This is a genomic window from Streptomyces sp. GLSS-08 (assembly GCF_056387915.1).
Window position 1 is genome coordinate 276,968 of record NZ_JBWJAQ010000006.1, and the last position, 22,609, is coordinate 299,576.

At 72.5% G+C, this 22,609-nt stretch carries 22 protein-coding genes and 1 pseudogene; 9 read left to right on the forward strand and 14 right to left on the reverse strand.

Annotated elements, in window-relative coordinates; genetic code table 11:
- Positions 1-276 precede the first annotated feature (276 nt).
- Complete coding sequence (locus AC0ZLC_RS13385; RefSeq protein WP_358852452.1) at positions 277-882, forward strand: hypothetical protein; 606 nt, start codon at positions 277-279, stop codon at positions 880-882.
- A 47-nt stretch (positions 883-929) separates the two neighbouring features.
- On the opposite strand, the gene AC0ZLC_RS13390 is transcribed toward AC0ZLC_RS13385, so the two are convergent.
- Positions 930-1,448, reverse strand: a complete 519-nt coding sequence (locus AC0ZLC_RS13390) for a hypothetical protein (RefSeq protein WP_476752146.1) — start codon at positions 1,446-1,448, stop codon at positions 930-932.
- A gap of 74 nt (positions 1,449-1,522) precedes the next feature.
- On the opposite strand from AC0ZLC_RS13390, the gene AC0ZLC_RS13395 reads away from it, so the two are divergent.
- The gene (locus AC0ZLC_RS13395) at positions 1,523-2,278 is read left to right on the forward strand and encodes a 3-keto-5-aminohexanoate cleavage protein (RefSeq protein WP_476752147.1); all 756 of its coding nucleotides are present in this window, start codon (positions 1,523-1,525) and stop codon (positions 2,276-2,278) included.
- Positions 2,279-2,389: 111 nt separating this feature from the next.
- Here the strand turns inward: AC0ZLC_RS13395 and soxR are convergent, their stop codons facing one another.
- A complete protein-coding gene (soxR, locus tag AC0ZLC_RS13400; RefSeq protein ID WP_476752148.1) occupies positions 2,390-2,938 on the reverse strand; it encodes a redox-sensitive transcriptional activator SoxR in 549 nt (182 codons plus the stop codon).
- A gap of 62 nt (positions 2,939-3,000) precedes the next feature.
- On the opposite strand from soxR, the gene AC0ZLC_RS13405 reads away from it, so the two are divergent.
- On the forward strand, positions 3,001-3,462 hold the full coding sequence (locus tag AC0ZLC_RS13405; RefSeq protein ID WP_476752149.1) for a MaoC family dehydratase: 462 nt from the start codon (positions 3,001-3,003) through the stop codon (positions 3,460-3,462).
- Between the two features lie 34 nt (positions 3,463-3,496).
- Here AC0ZLC_RS13405 and AC0ZLC_RS13410 read toward each other — a convergent pair whose 3' ends face one another.
- The 3 genes from AC0ZLC_RS13410 to AC0ZLC_RS13420 all read right to left on the reverse strand — a co-directional run bounded on the left by AC0ZLC_RS13410 (position 3,497) and on the right by AC0ZLC_RS13420 (position 5,724).
- Positions 3,497-4,123 (reverse strand): TetR/AcrR family transcriptional regulator, encoded by a 627-nt coding sequence (locus AC0ZLC_RS13410; protein WP_476752150.1) that lies wholly within the window; start codon positions 4,121-4,123, stop codon positions 3,497-3,499.
- A 91-nt stretch (positions 4,124-4,214) separates the two neighbouring features.
- Positions 4,215-4,502, reverse strand: coding sequence for a YiaA/YiaB family inner membrane protein (locus AC0ZLC_RS13415; RefSeq protein WP_476752151.1), 288 nt, complete (start codon positions 4,500-4,502; stop codon positions 4,215-4,217).
- A gap of 70 nt (positions 4,503-4,572) precedes the next feature.
- The gene (locus AC0ZLC_RS13420; RefSeq protein WP_476752152.1) at positions 4,573-5,724 is read right to left on the reverse strand and encodes an acyl-CoA dehydrogenase family protein; all 1,152 of its coding nucleotides are present in this window, start codon (positions 5,722-5,724) and stop codon (positions 4,573-4,575) included.
- Positions 5,725-5,828: 104 nt separating this feature from the next.
- Here AC0ZLC_RS13420 and AC0ZLC_RS13425 point away from each other — a divergent pair, with 104 nt between their 5' ends.
- The 3 genes from AC0ZLC_RS13425 to AC0ZLC_RS13435 all read left to right on the forward strand — a co-directional run bounded on the left by AC0ZLC_RS13425 (position 5,829) and on the right by AC0ZLC_RS13435 (position 8,458).
- Complete coding sequence (locus AC0ZLC_RS13425; protein WP_476752153.1) at positions 5,829-6,470, forward strand: TetR/AcrR family transcriptional regulator; 642 nt, start codon at positions 5,829-5,831, stop codon at positions 6,468-6,470.
- A 57-nt stretch (positions 6,471-6,527) separates the two neighbouring features.
- Positions 6,528-7,250: an ArsR/SmtB family transcription factor gene (locus tag AC0ZLC_RS13430; RefSeq protein WP_476752154.1), complete on the forward strand. Its 723-nt coding sequence runs from the start codon at positions 6,528-6,530 to the stop codon at positions 7,248-7,250.
- A 143-nt stretch (positions 7,251-7,393) separates the two neighbouring features.
- Positions 7,394-8,458: a DMT family transporter gene (locus tag AC0ZLC_RS13435; RefSeq protein ID WP_476752155.1), complete on the forward strand. Its 1,065-nt coding sequence runs from the start codon at positions 7,394-7,396 to the stop codon at positions 8,456-8,458.
- Positions 8,459-8,535: 77 nt separating this feature from the next.
- On the opposite strand, the gene AC0ZLC_RS13440 is transcribed toward AC0ZLC_RS13435, so the two are convergent.
- Both AC0ZLC_RS13440 and AC0ZLC_RS13445 read right to left on the reverse strand, forming a co-directional pair.
- On the reverse strand, positions 8,536-11,100 hold the full coding sequence (locus AC0ZLC_RS13440) for an FtsX-like permease family protein (protein WP_476752156.1): 2,565 nt from the start codon (positions 11,098-11,100) through the stop codon (positions 8,536-8,538).
- On the reverse strand, positions 11,100-11,888 hold the full coding sequence (locus AC0ZLC_RS13445) for an ABC transporter ATP-binding protein (RefSeq protein ID WP_476752157.1): 789 nt from the start codon (positions 11,886-11,888) through the stop codon (positions 11,100-11,102). Before AC0ZLC_RS13445 ends, AC0ZLC_RS13440 begins: the two co-directional genes overlap by 1 nt.
- 276 nt (positions 11,889-12,164) lie before the next feature.
- Here AC0ZLC_RS13445 and AC0ZLC_RS13450 point away from each other — a divergent pair, with 276 nt between their 5' ends.
- From AC0ZLC_RS13450 to AC0ZLC_RS13460, 3 genes are all read left to right on the forward strand, one after another.
- Positions 12,165-13,469: a sensor histidine kinase gene (locus AC0ZLC_RS13450; RefSeq protein WP_476752158.1), complete on the forward strand. Its 1,305-nt coding sequence runs from the start codon at positions 12,165-12,167 to the stop codon at positions 13,467-13,469.
- A complete protein-coding gene (locus AC0ZLC_RS13455; RefSeq protein ID WP_476752159.1) occupies positions 13,441-14,109 on the forward strand; it encodes a response regulator in 669 nt (222 codons plus the stop codon). Before AC0ZLC_RS13450 ends, AC0ZLC_RS13455 begins: the two co-directional genes overlap by 29 nt.
- 89 nt (positions 14,110-14,198) lie before the next feature.
- Positions 14,199-14,477, forward strand: a complete 279-nt coding sequence (locus tag AC0ZLC_RS13460; protein ID WP_476752160.1) for a hypothetical protein — start codon at positions 14,199-14,201, stop codon at positions 14,475-14,477.
- 357 nt (positions 14,478-14,834) lie between these two features.
- On the opposite strand, the gene AC0ZLC_RS13465 is transcribed toward AC0ZLC_RS13460, so the two are convergent.
- The 7 genes and pseudogenes from AC0ZLC_RS13465 to AC0ZLC_RS13495 form a co-directional block, all read right to left on the reverse strand.
- Positions 14,835-15,914 (reverse strand): Zn-dependent alcohol dehydrogenase, encoded by a 1,080-nt coding sequence (locus AC0ZLC_RS13465; protein WP_476752161.1) that lies wholly within the window; start codon positions 15,912-15,914, stop codon positions 14,835-14,837.
- Positions 15,915-15,939: 25 nt separating this feature from the next.
- Positions 15,940-17,328, reverse strand: coding sequence for an aldehyde dehydrogenase family protein (locus tag AC0ZLC_RS13470; protein WP_476752162.1), 1,389 nt, complete (start codon positions 17,326-17,328; stop codon positions 15,940-15,942).
- A 128-nt stretch (positions 17,329-17,456) separates the two neighbouring features.
- Entirely contained in the window at positions 17,457-18,797 is a 1,341-nt protein-coding gene (locus AC0ZLC_RS13475) for an ABC transporter ATP-binding protein (RefSeq protein WP_476752163.1), read from the reverse strand.
- Between the two features lie 347 nt (positions 18,798-19,144).
- A complete protein-coding gene (locus tag AC0ZLC_RS13480) occupies positions 19,145-19,960 on the reverse strand; it encodes a class F sortase (RefSeq protein ID WP_476752164.1) in 816 nt (271 codons plus the stop codon).
- Positions 19,947-20,531, reverse strand: coding sequence for a hypothetical protein (locus AC0ZLC_RS13485; protein WP_476752165.1), 585 nt, complete (start codon positions 20,529-20,531; stop codon positions 19,947-19,949). The genes AC0ZLC_RS13480 and AC0ZLC_RS13485 overlap by 14 nt, the downstream gene beginning before the upstream one ends.
- A gap of 310 nt (positions 20,532-20,841) precedes the next feature.
- Positions 20,842-21,054: pseudogene (locus AC0ZLC_RS13490) on the reverse strand (MFS transporter); the annotation flags it as partial.
- Entirely contained in the window at positions 21,054-22,520 is a 1,467-nt protein-coding gene (locus AC0ZLC_RS13495; protein WP_476752166.1) for a CitMHS family transporter, read from the reverse strand. The pseudogene AC0ZLC_RS13490 and the gene AC0ZLC_RS13495, both read right to left, overlap by 1 nt.
- Positions 22,521-22,609: the final 89 nt, after the last annotated feature.

The window sequence follows — 22,609 nt, forward strand, 5'->3', positions numbered from 1 at the left end:
ATCCCCGCGCTGGAAGGTGAACATGCGTCACTTTCTCGGGACGACGGCTCCGCGCGGAGCGGTCCGGGCCGAGTGGCCTTGTCCGCTGCGGACTTCGGCAGGCGGTTGACAGCGGCGGGAGGCCCGTCGTGAAGGGATCGGTGGACGGATGGTGGCGGTCGTCGGACATCGGATGGAGCCGAATCGCCTGTCGATACGTCTATTCGGCGACGTCCGCAGGTCGACGACGCCGAAGTGACCGAAGTTCAGGTGCAGATGTGACGGAGGTGCAGGGCGATGGCCGGTTTCCGGAGTCTGGCGAGACAAGTGCGCGACCCGCGGTGCGATCTGGCACTGCGGCGCTATTCACTGCGCAAGTGCCTTGAGAGGTTCGCCCCGTACGGGCATCGGGCGACCTGGGACCACTTGTGCTCCAGGGCCGGTTTCGGCCCCGAGGACCGATCCCCCGACCCGGCGCGGCTCGTGGCCGCGCTGGACGAACTGGAAGAGGCCCGCAAGGTCTGGCTCGCCTACGAGGTCGCGTTCGCGCAGCGCCGCAAGAAGGAGAAGCACGACGGACTGCGCAGGCCGGGCACCGTGGACGACTGGCACCGGCTGACCTGGGGCGGCTTCGGGGTGGCCTGGTGCGACGACCCGGAGGTCCACCCGCACGGACCGCTCGCCGAGGTGCTGCGGCGGCTGATCGCCGCGCTGGAGCGCGAGCCTGGCACGGTCTGCCCGGTGTGCGCGGAGGACCGCCTCGTCTGGAAGTACGACCTGGCCCACGAACCGTCGTCGGGGCCGGTGTGCACGGGCTGCGGCATCGTCGTGCCGCGGCCCGTTCTGACACCCGAGGCCCTGGCGGAGACGCGGCGCGGACGGCTGCTGCTCATGTCGGCGTGAGGGCGGCGGGGGTGTGCCGCGTGGGGACGCACCCCCGTGCGGGCGGCCTACGGCGTCTGCACGTCCGTGTGGACGGCGAGCTTGAACTCGGCGAGCGTGATCCGGGTGGCGATCCTCGCGTCCCCCGCGCCGCGTGCCGAGATCTTCAGACCGACGGGGGTCCCGGGATGCACGAACATCTGCCACAGATAGGTGCGGAACTGGCCGCCCCGGGTCAGCATCGTGTCGTTCGTGGCGGTCGAGTCGTACCCGGTGGACGAGTTCAGCGGGTCCCGCACGAAGCGCGCCCGGTACTCCAGAGCGCGCGTGTCCGCCTCCCAGAAGACCATGGCGGACAGCACGCCCCAGCCGTCGTGACTCGGCCAGATCAGCCCGGAGCGGGCGTCGGGAAACGCGGAGGGCTCGGAGCCGCCGTGCGCCGGGTCGTGCATCCGCCACGGGTCGTAGGACTCCTCGGCCGCGCCGTAGGGGAAGCGGACGAGGTGGTAGCCGTCCTCGTCGTACGTGATGCGCTGGGTCCCCGAGCGCGCGGCCTCCCACTTGAGCGAGCTGATGACGACACTCATCGTGTTCCTCCTCCGCTGCGCCGGGTTCCGCGCGGATCCGGCGGTTGTCAGTGGCGTCGGGCACCATCGGGGGCATGATGCAGGTCTGTCTGAACGGGGCCCGGGGGGCCGAGGCCGGTGCGGTCGTGCCGATGTCGCCGGGAGCGCTGGCCGACTCCGCCGCCGGGGCCGTGGCGGCCGGGGCGGCGGACATCCACGTCCATCCCAAGTCTCCCTGTGGACAGGACACATTGTCCGCGCAGGCGGTTGCGGCCGTGCTCGAAGCGATACGTTCACAGGTCCGCGTCCCGGTCGGCGTGACCACGGGCGCGTGGGCCGAGCCGGATCCCGCGGACCGGGTGGCCCGGATCCGCGCCTGGAGGGTGCTGCCCGACCACGCCTCGGTCAACTGGCACGAGCCGGGCGCCGAGGCGGTCGCGGCCGCGCTGCTGGACCGGGGAGTGGGCGTCGAGGCGGGCATCTGGTCCGGCACGGAGGGCGCCGCGCGGTTCGCGGCGTCGCCGCTGGCCGGGCGGGTGCTGCGCGTCCTGGCGGAGGTGACCGACCCCTCCCCCGCGACGGCCCCCGATGCGGCGCGGGTCCTGCTCCGCGACCTCGGCGCCGCGCACGGCAGGCCCGTGCTGCTGCACGGCGAGGAGGGCGGCGCCTGGCCGGTGCTGCGCCTGGCCGGGCGGCTGGGGCTCGCGACCCGGATCGGCCTGGAGGACACACCGGCTCTGCCGGACGGCCGGCGGGCGGAGTCCAACGCCCAGTTGGTGACGGCGGCGCTGCGGCTCCACGGCGGACGCTGTCGCCTCGACGCGGCAAAGAGCCCGGGCCCAGGACGGTAGCAACCCCGAAACCGCTGGCTCCACCCAACGGTCTGCGCCGGGGAGCCACGGGGCGCTGCGCCCTGACCCGCGGTGTGCCCGTAGCGGGCAACGGCGGGCGAGGGCTGTCGCTCAGCGGCAGCCCTCGGACTCCCGCGGGTTGTGCCGCCGGGCGGTCGCGGCCGGTTCGACCATGAGGCGGGAGCCGGCCCGGCGTTCGCCGAAGACGTCGTCGGGGTTGGAGAGCACGCAGTTCTCCAGCGACAGGCAGCCGCAGCCGATGCAGTCCGTCAGGTGGTCGCGGAGCCGGCTCAGCTGCGTGATGCGGTCGTCCAGCTCCGACCGCCAGGCCGCGGAGAGGCGGGCCCAGTCCTCCCGCGTCGGCGTGCGCTCCTCGGGCAGCTCGGCGAGCGCCTCGCGGATGGTGGCGAGCGGGATGCCGACGCGCTGCGCGGCCCGCACGAAGGCGACGCGGCGCAGCGTGTCGCGGTGGTACCGGCGCTGGTTGCCCGCGGTGCGGCGACTGCTGATCAGGCCCTTGGACTCGTAGAAGTGCAGAGCGGAGACGGCGGCGCCGCTGCGGGCCGACAGCTGGCCGACCGTGAGTTCGTGGATCTTGTCGGAAATCTGGGGCACCCCTGGAACCCTACCCACCCCGTCACCCGGCCGGTCCGTTGACATGAGCCCCGAGCCGGACCATGCTAAGCAGTCGCTTAGACATTGACGCGTGGGAGGCCAGGGACATGGCAGAGCCGAGGATCTTCACATCCGCCGACGAGCTGAAGGCGGCCGTGGGCGAGCAGTTGGGGCACAGCGACTGGCTGGAGATCGACCAGAAGCGGATCGACCTGTTCGCGGATGCCACGGGCGACCACCAGTGGATCCACGTGGACCCCGAGAAGGCCGCCGCGGGCCCGTTCGGCACGACCATCGCGCACGGCTATCTGACGCTGTCGCTGCTGCCCGCCCTGGTGCCGCAGGTGCTGCGGGTCGAGGGCATGAAGATGGGCGTCAACTACGGCTCCAACAAGGTGCGTTTCCCGGCGCCGGTGCCCGTGGGCTCGCGCCTGCGCGCCACCGCGGTCCTGACGGAGGTCACCGAAGCGGGCGGCGGCGTCCAGGTCACGGCGGCGGTGACGGTCGAGCGCGAGGGCGGCGACAAGCCGGTGTGCGTCGCGGAGTCGGTCTCCCGCTACTACTTCTGACCCGGGGCGGACCGGAGCCGGCGCCGGCCGCGGGTCACTTCCTCGCGCCCACCATCCGCAGGACGAGGTCGGCGTAGAGCGCGCCGACCTCGTCGGGCGTCCGCGGCCCGTCGACGTTGAACCAGCGCGCCACGTCGATGCAGAGCGACAGCACGGCGAGCGACGTGCCGGGCACGTCCGGCACGTCGAAGCTGCCCGACGCCACGCCGTCCTGGATGATGCCGCGGACCTGGGCGTCCACCTGGCGGCGCAGGGCGACGATCTCGGCGCGGGTGTCGGGGCCGAGGGCGTCGAGCTCGTACTGCACGACCCGGGCGGTCGTGTGCTGGGCGGCGTGCCAGCGGACGAAGGAGGAGACGGCGACCTCGAGGCGTTCGGCGGCGCCGCCCTCGCCGTCGGCCGCCGCCCGCAGGATCGCGAGCGCCTTCTCGTGCCCGATGCGGCTGATCCGGTGGAGCAGCTCTTCCTTGGTCTTGTAGTGGATGTAGAGCGCGGCCGGGCTCATGCCCGCGCGGCCCGCGATGTCCCGGGTCGTGGTCGCGTGGTAGCCGCGCTCGGCGAAGGCCTCCACGGCGGCCACGAGCAGCCGCCGGGCCGCGTCCGGGGTGACCTCTCCCCACGGCTGCATCTCGCCGCCGGCCGTCTCCTCCGCCGTACTCATCGCTCGCGCCCCTTCCAGTGACAGGACGAACACCATACCCCCGAAGCTGAGCGGGCGCTTAGAGTGCCCGCTCAGCGGCGCGCGAAAGTGGTCAGCGCTGGTCGAACGGGTCGTGCTCGGCGAGCAGCTTGTCGAGCCTCGCCTGGTCGACGCGGCTGATGATCTGCCCGGCCTCCTGCCGGTCGCGGATCACCTTGGCCAGGGTGAAGGACGAGGTCACGAGATAGAGGACGGCGATGCCGAGGAACCCGCGCACCCAGGCGTTGGCGTCCAGCCGGAAGATGCCGAGGGCGGTCGCCGCGATGGCGACCGAGAAAGAGGCCACTGCCTGGCCGTAGAAGGCCGCCGTGGACTGCTGCTTGACCGGTGTCTCACTCATGGGTACAGCTTCGGCGGATGCGGCCGCGGCCACATCCGCCGGGATACTCACGGAACACGCGAGGACGTACTCAGAAGGCGGAGACGCCGGTCAGCGCACGGCCGATGAGCAGCTTCTGGATCTGGCTGGTGCCCTCGTAGAGGGTCATCACCCGGGCGTCGCGCAGCAGTTTGCCCGCCGGGTACTCGTCGATGTAGCCGTAGCCGCCGAAGACCTGGAGGGCGTTGTTCGCGGCCCGCACCGCCGCCTCCGAGGCGAAGAGCTTGGCCTTCGAGGACTCGGGCGCGAACGGCTGGCCCCGGTCGACGAGGTCCGCGACCCGCCAGGTCAGCAGCCGCGCGGCGTCCACGTCCACGGCGATGTCGCTGATCAGCTCCTGGACGAGCTGGTGGTGGGCGATCGACTTGCCGAACTGCTCGCGCTCGGTCGCGTACTTCACCGCCGCGTCCAGTGCCGCCTGCGCGATGCCGACGCAGCCCGCGGCGACCGACATGCGCCCCTTGGCCAGCGCGGACATGGCGACGGAGAAGCCCCTGCCCTCCGGCGCGAGCATCGCGGTGGCGGGGACGCGCACGTTCTGAAGGACCAGTTCCGCGGTGGCCTGGCCGCGCAGGCCGAGCTTGCCGTGGAGGGTGCGCCGGGTGAGGCCTGGGGCATCGGCCGGGACGAGGAAGGCGGAGACCCCCTTGTGCCCGGGTGCGTCCGTGGAGCGGGCGAAGAGGAGCACGACGTCGGCCCAGGTGCCGTTCGTGATGAACATCTTCGTGCCGTCGAGGACGTAGTCGTCGCCGTCGCGGACGGCCCTGGTCGTCAGACTGCCGGCGTCGGAGCCGGTGCCGGGCTCGGTGAGGCCGAAGCAGCCGACGAGATCACCGGAGGTGAGACCCGGCAGCCACCGCCGCTTCTGCTCCTCGCTCCCCCAGTGCGCGATCGTCTTGGCGACCAGCCCGAGGGAGACCGAGACGATGCCGCGGACCGAGGAGTCACCGCGGCCCAGCTCCTCCGTCACCAGGCAGTACGCGAGGTGGTCGCCGCCGGAGCCGCCGTACTCCTCGTCGACGGTGAGGCCGAGGAAGCCGACCTCGCCGAGCTTCTTGACGATGGACCGGTCCACTTCCTCGGCGCGGTCCCAGGCGATGACGTTCGGGGCGATCTCGCGGTCCACGAAGTCCCTGGCGAGCCGCCGGACCGCGGTCTGCTCCTCGCTGAGCTCCAGGTTCATGACGCGTCACCCCACATGGAAGGCCGTACTGGCAGGCCGAGCTTGAATACCGAACATTTAAATTAGCACTGCTAGTTTCTGTTCGCAGCCCTACTATGTGCGCCATGGCCCGACCGCGCAAGCCCCTGCTGAGCACCGACCGCATCGTCGAGACGGCGCGGGGGCTCGTCGACACGGAGGGTCTCGCGGCCGTCTCGACGCGCCGCCTCGCCGCCGAGCTGGGAGTGAGCGGTCCCTCGCTCTACAACCACTTCCGCACCAAGGACCAGATCCTGGAGGCGGTGGCGGACTCGGTGAGCGCACTGGTCGACCTGTCGATGTTCGAGGACGGGCGGGACTGGCGGACCGCCCTGCACGACTGGGCCGTCTCCTACCGGGCCGCCCTGCGCGCCCATCCGAACATCGTCCCGGTCCTGGCGCGCGGCCCCGGCCGCAGACCCGCGGGTCTGCGCCTCGCCGACGCCGTCTTCGGCGCGATGGTCGACGCGGGCTGGCCACCCGCCCAGGCCACGTCCATCGGCGCGCTGATGCGGTACTTCATCATGGGTTCCGCGCTGGGCTCCTTCGCCGCGGGCTTCGTGGACGACGAGACGGCCTACGACCCGGCCGACTACCCGCACCTCGGGCAGGCGCACCTCCTCGCCGAGCAGCAGGAGAAGATCGACGAACGGGCCTTCGAGACGGGTCTCACCGCCCTGCTGGACGGACTGGCACAGCAGTACCGGCAAGTGGGACGGGGCGAATAGGCACCGTCGGGTACGGTTCGGCGGGCGCCGAACCGTCGATGCGGCATGCTGGAGCGCATGACGAGCCGACGCGGGTCCCGGGACAGCCGGGCATCGCGGCTGGCCCGGCTCGCCGGACTGGTCGCCGACGAGACCCGGGCCGCCTTCCTGCTGGCGCTGCTCGACGGGCGGGCGTGGACCGCCGGTGAACTGGCCCGGCACGCCGGGGTCGCCGCCTCCACGGCCAGCGAGCACCTGGGCAAGCTGGTCCAGGGCGGTCTGCTCGCCGAGGAACGCCAGGGACGCCACCGCTACGTGCGGCTGGCGGACGCGCGGGTGGCGCAGCTCGTCGAGGATCTCGCCGCCCAGACGGCACCCGGAGCCGCCGAACGGCCGCGCAGCCTGCGGGAGTCGAGCGCCGGGTCCGCGATGGCACGCGGGCGCACCTGCTACGACCACCTCGCGGGGCGGCTCGGCATCGCCGTCACGCAGGGCCTGACCGAGCGGGGCCTGCTGCGCCAGGACACCGGGTTCGCGCTGACGGACGACGGGCTTGACTGGTTCGCGGAGACCGGGATCGGGCTCGTCCGCACGGGGCGGCGCCCGCTGGCCCGGGCCTGCCTCGACTGGACCGAGCGCCGCCCGCACCTCGCGGGCGTCGCGGGCGCGGCCCTGTGCCGCCACGCGCTGGAGGCGGGCTGGTGCGTGCGCATCGGCTCGGAACGGGCGGTGAAGGTCACGGACGTGGGCGAGCGCGTACTGACCGAGCTGCTGGGCATCGACGCGGCGGCGCTGCGCTGACCGGGGGCTCCCGCGCCAAGGGCCGCGCGGAGGGCCCAGCGCCCGACCGGCTGCGCGCTGTCCGGCGTCCGCGACAGCCCCTCCCCGCCACGGCGGCCAAAAACCGCGAGCCCTTCCCCGTAGCCCCCTTTAGCCTCAGGAGCATGATGAACACTTCCCCGTCCGCCCCCGGCCGCCGTGCGGAACTGCTCGCCGCGGGTGCGGCCGCGGTCACCGTCGTGCTGTGGGCGTCCGCCTTCGTCTCCATCCGCAGTGCGGGCGCCGCGTACGCGCCGGGCGGGCTGGCCCTCGGGAGGCTGCTCGCCGGCGCCCTCGCGCTGGGGGTGCTGTGGCTCGTCCGCAGGGAGGGGCTGCCGCCGCGGGCGGCCTGGCGCGGGATCGCGATATCCGGGGTGCTCTGGTTCGGCTTCTACATGGTGGCCCTCAACTGGGGCGAGCAGCAGGTGGACGCCGGCACGGCGGCACTCGTGGTGAACACCGGGCCGATCCTGATCGCGCTGCTCGGCTCGCGGCTGCTGGGCGACGCGATGCCGCCGCGACTGCTCGCCGGCATGGCGGTCTCCTTCGCCGGCGCCGTCACGGTGGGGATGTCGATGTCGGGCGGCGGCGGTTCGTCGGTCCTAGGTGTCGTCCTGTGCCTGCTCGCGGCGGGCGCGTACGCGGCCGGGGTGGTCGCCCAGAAGCCGGCGCTGGGCAGCGCCAGTCCCCTTCAGGTGACGACCTTCGGGTGTCTCGTCGGGGCGGCCCTGTGTCTGCCGTTCGCCGGGCAGCTGGTGCGGGACGCGGCCGACGCACCCCTGTCGGCCACCCTCAACATGGTCTACCTGGGCATCTTCCCGACCGCCCTGGCCTTCACGACCTGGGCCTACGCGCTGGCCCGTACGACGGCGAGCCGGATGGGCGCGACCACGTACGCCGTGCCCGCGCTGGTCGTACTGATGTCCTGGCTGTTCCTCGACGAGGTACCGGGGCTGTTCACGCTCGGCGGCGGCCTGCTGTGCCTGGCGGGGGTGGCGGTCTCCCGGTCCCGGCCGCGCACACGGGCGACGGTGGCCGCGTGCACGGCGCCGGTACCCGAGCCGGCCGCGACCGCGCAGCCTGCCTCGGGGAGGAAGACCGACGTCGGGACGGGGACCGGGACCGGGACTGCGACCGGGACCGGGACTGCGACTGGGACTGGGACCGGGACGGGGACCGACAGGGCCTGAGCGTCGGTCCGGGGTACGGGAGGAGGAGTGCCAACCGCGCGCCGATGGCAGCATGCCGCAGATCGCGTGCTCATGGATCACTCCTTCATGCCCGCGGCGTCCACCGGGCGGGTTCGGAGCATGAGCCGGGCAGGCAGCATGGCTCCGGCCATCGCCAGCAATCCCGTTGTCCCCACGATCGCGAGCCAGCCCAGCACCGGCACCGCCGGTATGGGCCCGCCGGTCAGTGCCAGAGCGATCAGGGCGAGCGGTGGGATGGCGAGCAGGGTTCCGACGAGGCCGCCCACGGCCACCACCGTGAAGCTCTCCCGGCGCATCATCGCCAGCACCTGTGACCGGCTGCTGCCGGTCAGCCGCAGCAGCGCGAACTCGCGGCGGCGGGTGACGGTGTTCATCGCCTGGGTGTTGACGATGGTGAGCGCGGTGTAGGCCATGATGACGCCGACCACCACGTAGTTCACCCACGCCGTCCCCCGCTGCTCCCTGACCTGCTCCTCGACCGCCAGCGCGCCGCTGAGCGTACTGCCCGGGTAACTGCTCGCCAGGGCAGACAGTTCGGGCATGGTGTCGGCGCCGGCCTGCGAGCGGATCAGCACCGACTGGTCGACGCCCGCGGTGGTGTGGGACAGGAGCAGGTCATGGTCGAAGGTCAGATCGGCGAAGCCGAGCCCGCGGTCGTACACGGCGATGACCTTGCCGGTGAAGGGGGTGCCGTCCCCGAGGCGGAGATGTATCCGGTCGCCGACGTCGAGCCCGAGCCAGGAGGATGCCGAGGTGCTGAGCGCGACCGTATCGGGGGCCAGGGCGGAGGCGTCTCCCTCGCGCGTGTCCAGGTCGACGGTGGCGGACAGGGCTGAGGGGTCGAGCCCCTGGGCGGTCAGGGAGACGGTCTCCTGCGTGCCGAGGAGCGAGCCCACGCCGACCGCTTTGGACCGGACCACTCCGGTCGCGGCCTTCACCCCGGGCAGTACGGCCGCCCGGTGCGCTAGGTCGGGGGAGATCCCGGCGGGAGCGGTGAGCACGTGGTCGGCGACCGTGCCGGAGCGGATGTCGTCCGAGGCGCGCTCCAGTTGGGTGGTCTGGGTGAAGACGACGGTCGCGGCGAAGGACACCGCCAGCAGGAGGGGGGTGACGGCGGCAGCCGTACGGGCGGCGCGGGCGCGGGAGTTGGCTGCCGCGAGCCAGCCGGTGACACCGGTGCGGTCCAGGAGGGGGGTGAGGACGGCCAGCGCGGCGCGGGTGATCAGCGGGCCGAGGACCGCGGCGGCGACGACGAGGAGCAGGACCAGGGAATTGGCCAGGCCGACCAGGGTGAGGAAGTCAGTGCGGTGAACGAGGCCAAGACCCAGCACGGAGACGGCCAGGGCGAGCAGGACCCCGCCCGTGATCAGGCGTCCACGACCGAGGCGCGCCGGTTCTGCAGACGCCTCGCGCAGTGCCTCCGTGGGGCGGATGCGGGCCGCCCGCCGGGCGGCGAGGAGGGCGGCGGTGACGGCGGTCAGGACGGTGGCGCCCACGGCCGCGAGGAACGGCAGCGGGCCGACAACCGGCCGGAAGTCCGGAGGTACCAGGCCTCGTCCGGCGAACTGGCCGCTCAGCCAGTGCACCACAGCGACACCGAGGGGACAGCCGAGCACCCCGGCGATGAGGCCGGCTGCGGCCGACTCGGCCGTGATCATGCGGTAGAGCTGTCCGGGAGTGGTGCCGATCGCGCGGAGCAGGGCCATCTCGCGGTGCCGGTGGCGGATGGCGAGGGACGTGGTGGCGCACAGCACGAACACGGCCACGAGCAGGACGTTCCCGCCGATGGCAGTGGACAGTTCGACGAGGTTGGCCGCGCCGACGGCGATGTCGGTGAACTCCGCCTCGCCTCGTCCCGCACCCGTGTACACGGCCGCGTGGTGTCCGGCCAGGACGCGTTCGATGCCGGATGTCACCGTCGAGGGCGAGGCACCGGATGCGGTGAACACTCCGAAGGCGGAGATGGACGCGTGGGGCGCGAGGCGCTGCAACGCGGCACCGGAGACGTACAGCACTGACTGTCGGGGGCTGCGGCCGTCGTCGAGGGAGACCAGGCCGGCCACCTCGAAGGTGTGCGGGGTGGACGAGGTCATCAGTCGTACGGTGTCGCCGGTGTGCAGCCCTGCGCGGGCGGCGAGGTCGGTGTCCAGGACGGCTTGGCGGGCGCCTCGGGGGCTGTGCCCCTCGGTGAGGCGAAAGCCGCCCAGGACATGGCTGGACCAGGTGTGCGCTTGCGGTACGGCGCCGTTGGCGCCGGTCACCGTATCGTCTCCGGCCAGCAGCCGGACCGTTGCCGCCCGGTCGGGCACCACGGAGGCGACACCGTCGACCGCGCCGAGGTCACGGGCCAGGGAGGCATCGAGCTGCGGCCGTTCGGTAAGGGGCTGGGAGCTGCGGTAGGCGGTTCCGTCGGCGGACTTCACGTCGAGGTCGACGGAGTGCCGGCCCGCGACGATCAGCGGAGCCTTGTCGTAGCGTTCGGGCGGCAGCGCGCTTCGCAGTCCGGATTCCAGGAGCACGCCGCAGGCGCTGATCACGGCCGCGCCCAGCAGGAGCGCGGCGAACGTGGCGGCGAAGGCGCCGCGCCGGGCGCGCAGGGTGGCGAGGGCGAGGCGCAGCATCAGCGGGTCCTCCGCAGCTCGGTCATGACGCTCTTGACCTGAGTGGCGGTGGGCGCGTCCACGCGGCGGACCACGCGTCCGGCGGCGAGGAAGACGACCTGGTCGGCGTGTTGGGCGGCGGCCGGGTCGTGCGTGACCATCACGACGGTCTGGTGCAGGTCGGTCACCGCCTGCCGCAGCAGGGCGAGGACGTCCTCGGCCGTGTCCGGGTCGAGAGCGCCGGTCGGCTCGTCGGCGAAGATCACCTCGGGGCGGGTGATGAGCGCGCGGGCGATGGCGACCCGCTGCTGCTGCCCTCCGGACAGCTCCGAGGGGCGCCGGCCGAGCAGTCCGGTGAGCCCCACCGAGGCCGTGACGCTGTGGACCGAGTCGTGGCCCGTGCCCGCTTCGGCGAGCCGCAGCGGCAGGGTGATGTTCTGTTCGACGGTGAGCGCCGGCAGCAGGTTGAACGCCTGGAAGACGAACCCGATACGGGTGCGGCGGAAGCGGGTGAGCTGTTTTTCGTCCAGTTCGCCGAGACTCTGACCGCCGAGCCGGACAGTCCCGGATGTGGGCCGGTCGAGCCCGGCGGCGCAGTGCAGGAAGGTGCTCTTGCCCGAGCCGGAGGGGCCCATGACGGCGGTGAAGCTGCCGGTCTTGATGTCGGTGCTCACCTGGTCGAGGGCGACAACGGCGGAGGCACCGCGGCCGTACTCCTTGGTCACCTGGGTCAGCCGTACGGCGTCGCGTGACGGATCGATGCCGATGGGGTCGCCAGGGGACGGTTTCCGGCTGCGTGTTCCGAACATGGTCGAACTCCGGGTTCGGTGGGGCGAGAGGTGGGTGCCTTCAGTCCACCGGCTTCCCTCGCCCGAAGGCTCCGTCTTCGCGTCGAACCGGACGGTCGGCCCGGCGGATGAGGGAGGCGACGGCCTCCCCCGTCCGGAGGAGGACACGCGGCATCCGCAGGGGTCACCCGCCGTGCGTCTCCTCCGCGAGGAGGGGGCCGGGAGGAGGAAGAACGGTTGCGTGACTCAGACCTGGGGAGGTCAGGTGCCCATGAACAGCCCCTTTACCGTTGAGCCATGAGAGAGTCGGGGTCCTTCGCGGGCCGCCAGGTACCTGCCGCGGTGACGGACATGATCCTCGCCGTCCTCGCGGCGGCGGTGTGTCTCGCTCTGCCGGAAGTGATCCCGCCCGGCGCGCAGCCCCTGCAGTCGCCGGATCATCGGTGGCTCGTCCTGGTGCTGCTGTCGAGTCTGCCCCTCGCTGTGCACCGCAGAGCCCCTTTGGCGAGCCTGCTGGTGATGGCCGTGGCGTCCGGGACGCTGCAGCACCTGTCCTACATCCCTCAGCTCGCCGGGCCGGAGGGCACCTCGATCGGACCCACCTACCTGGCGGTGGCGACCGCCGTGTTCCTGACGGCCGCACGCCGCGGCCCGTGGGTGACGACCTTCGTGGCCGCCGTGTTCATCCCGCTGAGCGCGACGGCGGAAGCGTTCCTCGCGCCCGAGGGGCACCGACTCGCCGCGCTGCTGGTCGATGCCGTACTCCTGCTCGCGGCCTGGGCGCTGGGCCGGCTGTCCCGGGTGCAGACGACCGTCCGGAACGAGGCCATGCAGCGCGCCGCCGCCCTGGAGCGCGAACAGGCCGCCAACGCACGGACCGCGGTCATGGAGGAACGAGCACGGATCGCCCGGGAACTGCACGACATCGTCGCCCACAACGTGAGCCTCATGGTCGTGCAGACCATCGCGGCCGACCGCGTCCAGGACCGGTCCCCCGACAAAGCACATGAGCTGCACGCCGCCGTCGAACAGACGGGCCGGGACACCGTCAACGAACTGCGCCGACTGCTGGACGTCCTGCGCACCGACGAAGACAACGAGGACACGCCGTCGAAGGAGCCTCCGCAACCGACCGTCGAAGCGCTGCCCGCGCTCCTCACGGCCGTACGGGCCACCGGTCTCGACGTCACCTACGAGGTGACGGGTACGCCCCTGCCGCTGCCCGCCGGCTACCAGCTGACGGTGTACCGCGTCGTGCAGGAGGCGCTGACCAACACGGTCAAGCACGCGGGCGCGACCCGCACCCGCGTGCGCCTGCTGTGGGGGGAGGACCCACAACGCCTGCACGTGCGCGTCTGCGACGACGGACCGGCCGGCGCCACTGAGGCCGCGGTACGCCCTCCTGTTGCCGCCGACGGCACCGGCCATGGTCTGCTGGGGATGAGGGAGCGGGTCGGCGCGACGGGTGGCACCCTGCACACCGGGCCGCGGCCCGGCGGCGGATACTGCGTACACGCCGTCCTGAAGCTGCCCGGTCACGACGGCATCGCGAGCACCGGAGGAACTGCACATCATGCGGCCCATCAGCGTCCTGCTGGCTGACGACCAGCCGATGATCCGAACCGGCTTCCGCTACATCCTGGAAGCGGAGCCGGACATCGAGGTCGTGGGCGAGGCCGCCGACGGCCACCAGGCCGTCGAGGAGACCCGGCGGCTCGCACCGGACGTCGTCCTCATGGACATCCGCATGCCGCGGATGGACGGCGTCGAGGCCACCCGCCTGATTGCCGAGGGGGGCCTGCGCGGCCGGGTCATCATCCTGACCACCTTCGACCTCGACCAGCATGTGCTCGACGCCCTACGGGCGGGTGCCAGCAGCTTTCTCGTCAAGGACGGACCGGCCGACTCCCTGGTGGCGGCCGTCCGTGCCGTGGCCGCGGGTGAGGCCGTGCTCGCGCCCCGCGTCACCCGGCGCCTGCTGGACCGGTTCGCACGAATGCCCTCCGAGGCCGCCCCCTCCCTCCCGCCGCGCCTGGACGTGCTGACCGGACGTGAGGTGGACGTACTGCGCGTCCTGGCCCGCGGGCTGTCCAACGCGGAGATCGCCGCCGAGCTGGGGATCGGCGAGACGACGGTGAAGACCCACATCGCTCATATCCTGGAAAAATTCCACCTGCGCGACCGGGTGCAGGCGGTGATCCTCGCCTACGACTCGGGCCTGGTAGCCCCCCGCAGCCACTGATCGTTCCAGGCCGCGGCCGTTCCGACTACGCCCTTGCCACGCGCCCGGACCAGCAGCACGCCCGGCATCCACACAGAGAGCAAGGTGTCATGTACCTCATAGGTTTTCTCGTCGTCCTCGTAGGACTGACGACGGTGGCAACGGTGGGGGGCCGAGCCAGTCGGCTGGACCGACGGATGATGCGGCTCGAGCACAAGGTCGACCTCCTGCTGCGGCACGAGGGCATACAGGACGACGACCCCGTCCTCGCGGAGGTGGCGGCTCTGGCCCGCGCCGGACAGGGCGTCACAGCGATCAAGAGGTACCGCGAAGCCACCGGGGCTGGTCTGCTCGAGGCGAAGCAAGCGGTGGAGCGGCTCCAGGACTGACGGCTGACTGTGCCCCACCGGGACGATGCGCGTACGTGCCGGACTGCCCAATGGCCAGTCCGGCACGTACGCGCACGACGTCACCGGCGTGACGCCCCGCTCTCCCTTGCTTACAGGGTGCCGAGGCGCACCAACGGCCCGCGACCGGCCGCCTCGACGAACGCGCCGGCGGGGTGGGGCAGGGGTCTGCTCGTGTTGCCGCCCCGGTTGAGCCGGCACCGTATGGCGCCGCCGTCGTAGATCACGACGTGGTCGGCCCTGCTGTCTTTGCTGACGTCGCGGAACAGTGCCAGTAACCGTGCCGGTGCCGGTGGCGGTACCAGTACCGGCACCGGTGCTCGCCGCCCCGAGGCGCCCCTAGAAGACCACCAGCGCGCGGCCGCCCTTGCCCGCGACCATGTTGTCGAAGGCCGCCGGGATGCCGTCCAGGGCGATCCGCTCGGTGACCAGCACGCCGAGGTCGAGGCGTCCGGCACGGACGAGCTCGGCCAGCACCGGCACGTCCCGCGCGGGGTCCGAGTTGCCGTACACGCACCCCGACAGGGTCCTGCCCCAGTGGAAGATCTCCAGGGCGTTGAAGGTGACCTGCTGGTCCTTGCCGCCGATGCCGACGACCGTGGTGCGGCCGCCGCGGCGCGTGGAGTCCCAGGCGGTACGGATGGTGACGGCGCGGCCCACGCACTCCACGGCCACGTCGACACCCTGTTTCCCGGTGAGGCCGCGGATCTCGCGGGCGGTGTTCTCGGAGGCGACGACGTAGTCGGTGGCGCCGGCCTCCCGGGCCAGTGCCTCCTTCTCCGGGGAGACGTCCACGGCGACGATCTTCGAAGCGCCCGCCAGACGGGCCGACTGCAGCGCGGAGAGGCCGACCCCGCCGACTCCGAGGACGGCCACCGTCTCGCCCTCCCGGACCCGGGCCGAGTGGTGGACGGCGCCGTAGCCGGTGAGCACGGCGCAGCCGAGCAGGGCCGCGTCGGTCAGCGGTACCCCCTCGGGGAGGGGCAGGACGCACGCGGCGGCCACGACGGTCTCCTCGGCGAACGCGGCGACGTTCAGGCCGGGGTGCAGGTCCGTGCCGTCCGCCTTGTGTGCGTACACGTCCCCGGCGCCGGCCAGCGCGTGGGCGCACAGCCAGACCTCGCCGAGCGAGCAGGCGTGGCACTTCCCGCAGGAGGGCGCCCAGTTGAGGACGACCGCGTCACCCGGCTTGACGTGGGTGACGCCCTCACCGACGGAGAGGACGGTGCCGGCGCCCTCGTGGCCGAGGACGGCCGGGACCGGCACCCGCATGGTGCCGTCGGACAGGGACAGGTCGGAGTGGCAGACCCCGGCGGCGGCGAGCCGGATCCGGACCTGGCCGGGGCCGGGCTCGGGCAGCTCGATCTCGGTGATCTCCAGCGGGGCACCCACGGCGGGCAGGACAGCGGCGCGGACCATGATGAGGAAGGCTCCCGGATCTCGTCTAGAACTGCAGGGACTTGGTCTGGAGGTACTCGGACAGTCCGTGCGTGCCCAGCTCGCGGCCCACGCCGGACTGCTTGTAACCGCCGAAGGGTGCCAGGGGGTTGAAGCGTCCGCCGTTGATGTCGACCTGGCCGGTGTCGAGTCGCCGCGCGAACGCGACGGCCTCCGCCTCCTCGCCGGCCCACACCGCGCCCGCGAGTCCGTACACCGTGCCGTTGGCGATCCGCAGGGCGTCCGCCTCGTCCTCGTAGCGCAGGATGGTGAGGACCGGCCCGAAGATCTCCTCCTGGGCGACGGTCATGCCGGGAGTGACGTCGGCGAGGACGGTGGGGCTGACGAAGTAGCCCTGCTCTCGGGGAGATTCGGGACCGCCCGCGACGAGCCGCGCGCCCTCCGCGACGCCCTTCTCGATGTATCCCCGTACCCGTTCCTGCTGCTTGGCGTTGACGACGGGGCCGATGCGGTCGCCGTACCTCGCGGCGGCGGCCGCGGCCAGCCCGACCGCCTCCTCGTACTGCGAGGTGTGCACCAGCATGCGGGTCCAGGCACTGCACGTCTGTCCGGAGTTGGACATCACGTTGGCGACGCCGACGTTGACGGCCTTGGCGAGGTCGGCGCTCGGCAGGATGACGTTGGCGGACTTGCCGCCGAGTTCCAGGGCGACCCGCTTGACCGCCGCGCCCGCGGTCGCGCCGATCCGCCGGCCGACGGCCGTGGAGCCGGTGAAGGAGACGAGATCCACGCCCGGGTGCTCGGCGAGGGCCTGGCCTGCGACCGGGCCGAGGCCGGTGACGAGGTTGAAGACGCCGGCCGGGACGCCCGCCTCGGCCACGGCCTCGGCGAACAGCTGCGCGGTGAGCGGTGTGTCCTCGGCGGGCTTCAGCACCACAGTGCAGCCCGCGGCGAGCGCGGGGGCCACCTTCGCGACGATCTGGTGCAGCGGGTAGTTCCAGGGGGTGATCGCTCCGACGACGCCGACCGGCTCCTGGTAGACGGTCGAGTTGCCGACCTTCTCCTCGAAGGCGTACGTGGCGGCCAGCTCGGCGTACGAGCCCGCGACCAGGATCGGCACGCTCGCGTGCACCGCCTGCGAGAACGGCAGGGGCGAGCCGAGTTCCGCGGTCACGGTCTCGGCGATCTCGTCCTTGCGGGCGACGAGCACGTCGCGCAGGGCGGCCAGGCGGGCCGCCCGCTCGGCCGGCGGCGTGGCCGCCCATCCCGGGAAGGCGGCACGCGCGGCCCGTACGGCGGCGTCGACGTCCTCGGCCGTTCCTGCCGGGACCCGGCCGACGACCTGCTCGTCGGCCGGGTTCACGACCTCGATCGTGTCGCCGCCGGCGGCGGGGCGCCAGGCACCGTCGATGTACATGCCGTCATGTGCCTTCATCGTGTTCCTCCCGGGAGGGGCCGCGTCGTCCGCACCCTAAACTAGCGATGATAGTTTTCGGGCGCCAGAGGGGTCCGGCCTCCGGCTCCTTCCCGGCACCCGCGGGCTCCCGGCTCCCCGTGCCCGGCTCACTCCTCCAGATCCGGCAGCCGCGCCGGCGCCGGGCAGATGCGTTCGCCGTGCTGGTCGAAGACGAACAGGTGGGCGAGGTCGACGAGGAGCGGCACCTGCATGCCGTGGCGGAGCTCGATGTCGGGGGTCGTGCGGACGACGAGGTCGCCGGGCAGCCGCCCGGCCGGGGGTGCCGTCTCCACGGGCTCGGGTTCCGCGTCCCCGGGATGCTCCAGCACCACCACCGGTCCCGCCCGCAGCGAACCGGCGCGCTCGCGCAACCGGTCCAGGACGGTGCCGTCCCGGCGGCGGCGCACCGCACGGGAGGGCCGCGGCGCCTCGAGCTCCGGTACGACGGCGGGCCGCGAGCCGGTGTTGAAGTGGACGAGGACCTCGTGGCCCTGGAACTCGACGTGCTCGACGAGACCGGTGATCGCCACCTCGCCCGAGCGCGCCTCGGCGGGCCTGGCGATCCGCACGGCCTCGGAACGCAGTCCGACGATGACCTCACGTCCCTGCTGCACCCGGAGCAACTGGTGGTCGAGGGACAGCGGTTCGGGCAGCCGCAGATACTGCCGGCCGAGGCTGATCGACATGGCGCCGTCGAGCGGCGCCCGGACGAGCCCGCGCAGCAGGTTGATCCGGGGCGTGCCGATGAAGGCGGCGACGAAGACGTTGGCGGGCAGGGCGTAGACCGTGCGTGGTGTGCCCAGTTGCTGGAGGACTCCGCCGCGCAGCACGGCGACCCGGTCGCCGAGCGACATCGCCTCGGTCTGGTCGTGGGTGACGTAGACCGTGGTGACGCCCAGGTCCCTGGTGAGTTTGGCGATCTCGGCCCGCAGGTGGTTGCGCAGCTTGGCGTCGAGGTTGGACAGCGGTTCGTCCATCAGGAAGGCGGAGGGGTGGCGGGCGATCGCCCTGCCCATGGCGACCCGCTGGCGTTCGCCGCCGGAGAGCTGGCTGGGGAACCGGTCGAGCAGGTCCTCGATGCCGAGCATCCGGGCGGTGGCGTCGACCCGCGGGCGGGGGTCGGTACCGGGGGTCTCGATCCGCAGCGGGAAGCCGATGTTGTCGCGGCTGGTCATGCTCGGATAGAGGGCGAAGTTCTGGAAGACCATCGCCATGTCCCGCCCGGAGGGCGGCAGATCGTTGGCGTACTCGCCGTCCAGCCGGATCTCGCCCTCGGTGGCCTCCTCGAGCCCGGCGATCATGCGCAGGACCGTCGACTTGCCGCAGCCGGAGGGGCCGAGCAGGACGAGGAATTCACCGGGGCGGATGTCGAGCGACAGCCGTTCCACCACGCGGACGCCACGGGTGTACGACTTGCTGACCTGGTGCAGGGAGATGGCGCGTGTCATGGCTGGTGCCCCCGGGGGCTCACAGGGCGCTGGTGCTCCGCGACGGAACGTCCCGCGCGGGTCGTACGGGACGTATGAGTCACGGAAGTTAACGGACCGCACACGCCCAGGGGAAGACGCGCGCCGGATCTGACGGACCGTCCGGCGTACGCGAAAGCGGACCCTCCGGTTCTCTGCGACCCGCGGGCCGGCCGGCCGGGCCTCCGGACCGCCTTCCGCCCGGCGCGCCACCCGCGCGCCTCCGCGCTCGCGTCGGGTGGCACCCACCCCCGGCCTCACGGCGGAGCGGGGGCCACCCACCCCCGGCCTCGCGGCGGACCGGCCGGTTCCGGCCGCCGGGCGAGGGGTCAGCGGGTCGCCGTCAGGTGGGCGAAGACCACGACGTTGCTCGCGTACCCGGTCTTCGCGCTGTACGTGCCCCCGCAGGTGATCAGGCGCAGCTCCGGACGCCTGCTCGGGCCGTAGACCTTCCGGTCGGGAAAGCGCGACTTCTCGTACGTCCGCACCTCGTCCACCGTGAAGACGGCGGTCCGCCCGTCCGCGCGGCGGGCCTCGACGACCTTGCCGGGCCGGAGCGCGGCCAGCCCGGCGAAGACGGCGGCGCCGGTCCTGGTGTCGCGGTGGCCGACGACGACGGAGGTCCCCGGTTCGCCCGGGGAGGGTCCGCCCGCGTACCAGCCCACCAGCTTGGGGTTGTCCACCGGCGGGGTGGTGAGCTGCCCCCGACGGTCGAGCCGCAGGTCCATGACCGGCGCGTGCAGACGGAGATACCTGATGTCGAGCGAGGTCGGCCGGGACCGGGGCAGCGGCCGGGGCGGGGGCGCCGGCCTCGGGGTGAGGGTGCGTCGGGGGGCGGGTGTGGGAGTGGGGGTCCGGGTGCGGGCGGGGGCAGGCCGGGGTGCGGGGGGCCGCCGGGTCTGCCGGGCCGACTGCTCGGGACGGGGCCGGGGCGCGCCGCGCGCGTCCGGGACGGCCGGGGCGGGGCGGGGCGACGCCTGGGCGCCTCCGTGCCCCACCGCGCCGACGGCAGCCGGTTCAGCGGGCTCGTCGTCCTGAGCGCACTGGATGCCGGCCGTCACCAGGACGACGGTGAGGACCGCCGTCCTGGCGAGACGGAACGCGCGCGTCCGGTACCAGGGCCTGCGGCGCCTACGCCGCACCATCGGGGCGACGGCGCAGCAGGCGGAAGTACACGACTCCACCGGCCACGACCAACCCCACGGCCGCGGCACCGGCGAACGGCGAGATCGTGCTGCTCTCGGCGAGACCGCCGCCGCCCGCGTGGACGCCGCCCTGCGGGGCTCTCGACGGGGCCGCGGACGGGTCGGTCGGGCAGTCCACGTGGAAGACCTTCTCCTTGGGGGTGCCGGTGCCACCCGTCACCGTGAGCTTGTACTGCCCGTCCGGCAGCGCCAGCGGGTCGCTGTGGCCGCCGCCCGACGCGAGCGCGATGGTGCCGTTCAGGGTGGCGCCGCTCGGCGACGGGGGCTGCGACTGGATGATGTAGGTGAGACTCGGGGCCACGTCGAAGTTGGTGGCGTCGAGGTAGAACTCGCACACCATCGGCTCGTCGCGGGGGTCACTGAAGGGCGTGCCCACCTTGTGGATCTTGACGTCGCCGGCGGCACCGGGGACGGGGGCGGCAGTGGCGGCCTGCGCTCCGGCCAGGGCGGAGCCCGCGAGGGTCAGCGCCGCGAGGGCGGCGGCACGGCGTGGAAGGGTCGAGGTGGGCATGCGATTCCTCCGAGTCAGACGAGACGATTTTCATACAAATCGCTCTTTCACCTGACTCTCTTTCACATCCGCACCGGCAGGCACGGGAGCAGCGCCGGACGGCGCGTCAGATGTCCCTCGCCCGGCCCAGTCCCGCCCCGCGCCTTCGGGGTGTGCCACCTCGGTCCCGGACCGGCGCCGGCCTCCCGGTCGCCCGCAGGGCGATCCCGGACGACAACTGCACCTCCCGCCCCCAGGCAGGTCACGGTGAGCAGCGCGGTCCGGCCGAGCAGCCGCAGCATCGGCGTCATCACCGGCCGGCAGGCGATGGTCGCCGCCGCGGCGGTACAGCGGCGAAGAGCGGGAGCAGCGCGTACCCGCCGGCGATCACGCCGACCGCGGCCTCGTCGGCGCCCAGGGCGAGAGCCCGGGAGGAGACGGCGGGCCGCGCCATCGACACCGCCCCCTGCGCGGAGGCGAAGGCGATGACGAGGCGCGGCAGCCAACTCCTGCCGGGCTTTCCGGGGTTGGGCGCTCCCGGCATCAGATGATGCCGAAGAGGATCCCGGCCGCGAGTACCACCAGGGAGGTGAGGGCGGCCCACTTGACCACGAAGCGGGTGTGGTCGCCGAACTCGACCCTGGCCATGCCGACGAGGACGTACACGGCGGGCACCAGCGGGCTGGACATGTGCAGCGGCTGGCCGACGATCGAGGCGCGGGCGATCTCCAGGGACGAGACGCCGTGGGCCTGGCCCGCCTCGGCGAGGACCGGGAGGATGCCGAAGTAGAAGCCGTCGTTGGACATGAAGTACGTGAGCGGAATGCTGAGGATGCCGGTCACGAAGGCCATGTGCGGGCCCATCGCGTCGGGGATGTTGCCGACGAGCCAGTCGGCCATGTGGTCGACCATGCCGGTGCCCTGGAGGACGCCGGTGAAGACGGCGGCGGCGAAGACCATGCCGGCGACGTTGAGGACGTTCTCGGCCTGGGCGCCGAGGCGGGCCTTCTGCTCGGGCATCTTCGGGAAGTTGACGGTGAGTGCGAGCGCGGCACCGAGCAGGAACAGCACCGGGATCGGCAGCCACTCCATGATCATGGCGGTGAGCAGGACGACCGTGAGCAGGGCGTTGAACCAGTAGAGCCGGGGACGCAGGGTGGGCCGGTTCGGGTCGAGGACCTGAAGTCCCTTGTCGTCGTTCTCGTCGGCTTCGTCGCCGGGCCGGCCGGTGTCCGGGCCGGCCCCGGCACCGCCGGACGTCCCCGCCGGACGGGCGGCGTCGCCGGAGCCGCCCGCCGCAACCAGCACCGTCTCGGACTCGTGCTCCCTCTCCTGCTCCCTCTCCTGCTCCTTCTGCTGCTCCCTCTCCTCGACGAGCACCTCGTCCAGGCTGAGCACCCCGAGCCGTGTGCGCTCGCGGCGGCCGAGGACGTACGCCAGGACGAAGACACCGAGCAGGCCGACGGCGAGGGCCGGGATCATCGGCACGAAGATGTCGCTCGCGTCGACCTTCAGGGCGGTCGCGGCGCGGGCGGTCGGTCCGCCCCAGGGCAGGGTGTTCATCACGCCGTTGGCCATCGCGGCGACGCCCGTCATCACGACGAGGCTCATCTTCAGGCGCTTGTACAGCGGGTACATCGCCGACACCGTGATCATGAAGGTGGTCGAGCCGTCGCCGTCGAGCGAGACGATGGCGGCGAGCACGGCCGTGCCGACCACGATCCGCAGCGGGTCCGCCCTGCAGAAGCGCAGGATGCCCCGCACGATCGGGTCGAACAGCCCGACGTCGATCATCACTCCGAAGTAGACGATCGCGAACATCAGCATCGCCGCCGTGGGGGCGAGGCTCGTGACGCCGTCGATGACGTAGTCACCGAGCTTGGCGCCCTTTCCGACGAAGACGCAGAAGAGTGCCGGGATCAGCACGAGCGCCGCGATCGGCGACATCTTCTTCAGCATGATCAGGACCAGGAAGGTCGCGATCATGGCGAAGCCGAGGATGGTCAGCATGGATGGATACCTAACGTTCGCCCTTGAACTCCCACCAGGGCCGGCGGTGCGAGTGACGTTAGGGCGGTTCCGCAGGCGTTAACAAGATG

What these genes read in the sequence shown, in the direction of transcription:
- AC0ZLC_RS13385 (WP_358852452.1), top strand. Translation starts at nt 277, where the DNA reads ATGGCCGGTTTCCGGAGTCTGGCGAGACAAGTGCGCGACCCGCGGTGC.
- AC0ZLC_RS13390 (WP_476752146.1), bottom strand. Translation starts at nt 1,448, where the DNA reads ATGAGTGTCGTCATCAGCTCGCTCAAGTGGGAGGCCGCGCGCTCGGGG.
- AC0ZLC_RS13395 (WP_476752147.1), top strand. Translation starts at nt 1,523, where the DNA reads ATGATGCAGGTCTGTCTGAACGGGGCCCGGGGGGCCGAGGCCGGTGCG.
- soxR (WP_476752148.1), bottom strand. Translation starts at nt 2,938, where the DNA reads ATGTCAACGGACCGGCCGGGTGACGGGGTGGGTAGGGTTCCAGGGGTG.
- AC0ZLC_RS13405 (WP_476752149.1), top strand. Translation starts at nt 3,001, where the DNA reads ATGGCAGAGCCGAGGATCTTCACATCCGCCGACGAGCTGAAGGCGGCC.
- AC0ZLC_RS13410 (WP_476752150.1), bottom strand. Translation starts at nt 4,123, where the DNA reads ATGAGTACGGCGGAGGAGACGGCCGGCGGCGAGATGCAGCCGTGGGGA.
- AC0ZLC_RS13415 (WP_476752151.1), bottom strand. Translation starts at nt 4,502, where the DNA reads ATGAGTGAGACACCGGTCAAGCAGCAGTCCACGGCGGCCTTCTACGGC.
- AC0ZLC_RS13420 (WP_476752152.1), bottom strand. Translation starts at nt 5,724, where the DNA reads ATGAACCTGGAGCTCAGCGAGGAGCAGACCGCGGTCCGGCGGCTCGCC.
- AC0ZLC_RS13425 (WP_476752153.1), top strand. Translation starts at nt 5,829, where the DNA reads ATGGCCCGACCGCGCAAGCCCCTGCTGAGCACCGACCGCATCGTCGAG.
- AC0ZLC_RS13430 (WP_476752154.1), top strand. Translation starts at nt 6,528, where the DNA reads ATGACGAGCCGACGCGGGTCCCGGGACAGCCGGGCATCGCGGCTGGCC.
- AC0ZLC_RS13435 (WP_476752155.1), top strand. Translation starts at nt 7,394, where the DNA reads ATGATGAACACTTCCCCGTCCGCCCCCGGCCGCCGTGCGGAACTGCTC.
- AC0ZLC_RS13440 (WP_476752156.1), bottom strand. Translation starts at nt 11,100, where the DNA reads ATGCTGCGCCTCGCCCTCGCCACCCTGCGCGCCCGGCGCGGCGCCTTC.
- AC0ZLC_RS13445 (WP_476752157.1), bottom strand. Translation starts at nt 11,888, where the DNA reads ATGTTCGGAACACGCAGCCGGAAACCGTCCCCTGGCGACCCCATCGGC.
- AC0ZLC_RS13450 (WP_476752158.1), top strand. Translation starts at nt 12,165, where the DNA reads ATGAGAGAGTCGGGGTCCTTCGCGGGCCGCCAGGTACCTGCCGCGGTG.
- AC0ZLC_RS13455 (WP_476752159.1), top strand. Translation starts at nt 13,441, where the DNA reads ATGCGGCCCATCAGCGTCCTGCTGGCTGACGACCAGCCGATGATCCGA.
- AC0ZLC_RS13460 (WP_476752160.1), top strand. Translation starts at nt 14,199, where the DNA reads ATGTACCTCATAGGTTTTCTCGTCGTCCTCGTAGGACTGACGACGGTG.
- AC0ZLC_RS13465 (WP_476752161.1), bottom strand. Translation starts at nt 15,914, where the DNA reads ATGGTCCGCGCCGCTGTCCTGCCCGCCGTGGGTGCCCCGCTGGAGATC.
- AC0ZLC_RS13470 (WP_476752162.1), bottom strand. Translation starts at nt 17,328, where the DNA reads ATGAAGGCACATGACGGCATGTACATCGACGGTGCCTGGCGCCCCGCC.
- AC0ZLC_RS13475 (WP_476752163.1), bottom strand. Translation starts at nt 18,797, where the DNA reads ATGACACGCGCCATCTCCCTGCACCAGGTCAGCAAGTCGTACACCCGT.
- AC0ZLC_RS13480 (WP_476752164.1), bottom strand. Translation starts at nt 19,960, where the DNA reads ATGGTGCGGCGTAGGCGCCGCAGGCCCTGGTACCGGACGCGCGCGTTC.
- AC0ZLC_RS13485 (WP_476752165.1), bottom strand. Translation starts at nt 20,531, where the DNA reads ATGCCCACCTCGACCCTTCCACGCCGTGCCGCCGCCCTCGCGGCGCTG.
- AC0ZLC_RS13495 (WP_476752166.1), bottom strand. Translation starts at nt 22,520, where the DNA reads ATGCTGACCATCCTCGGCTTCGCCATGATCGCGACCTTCCTGGTCCTG.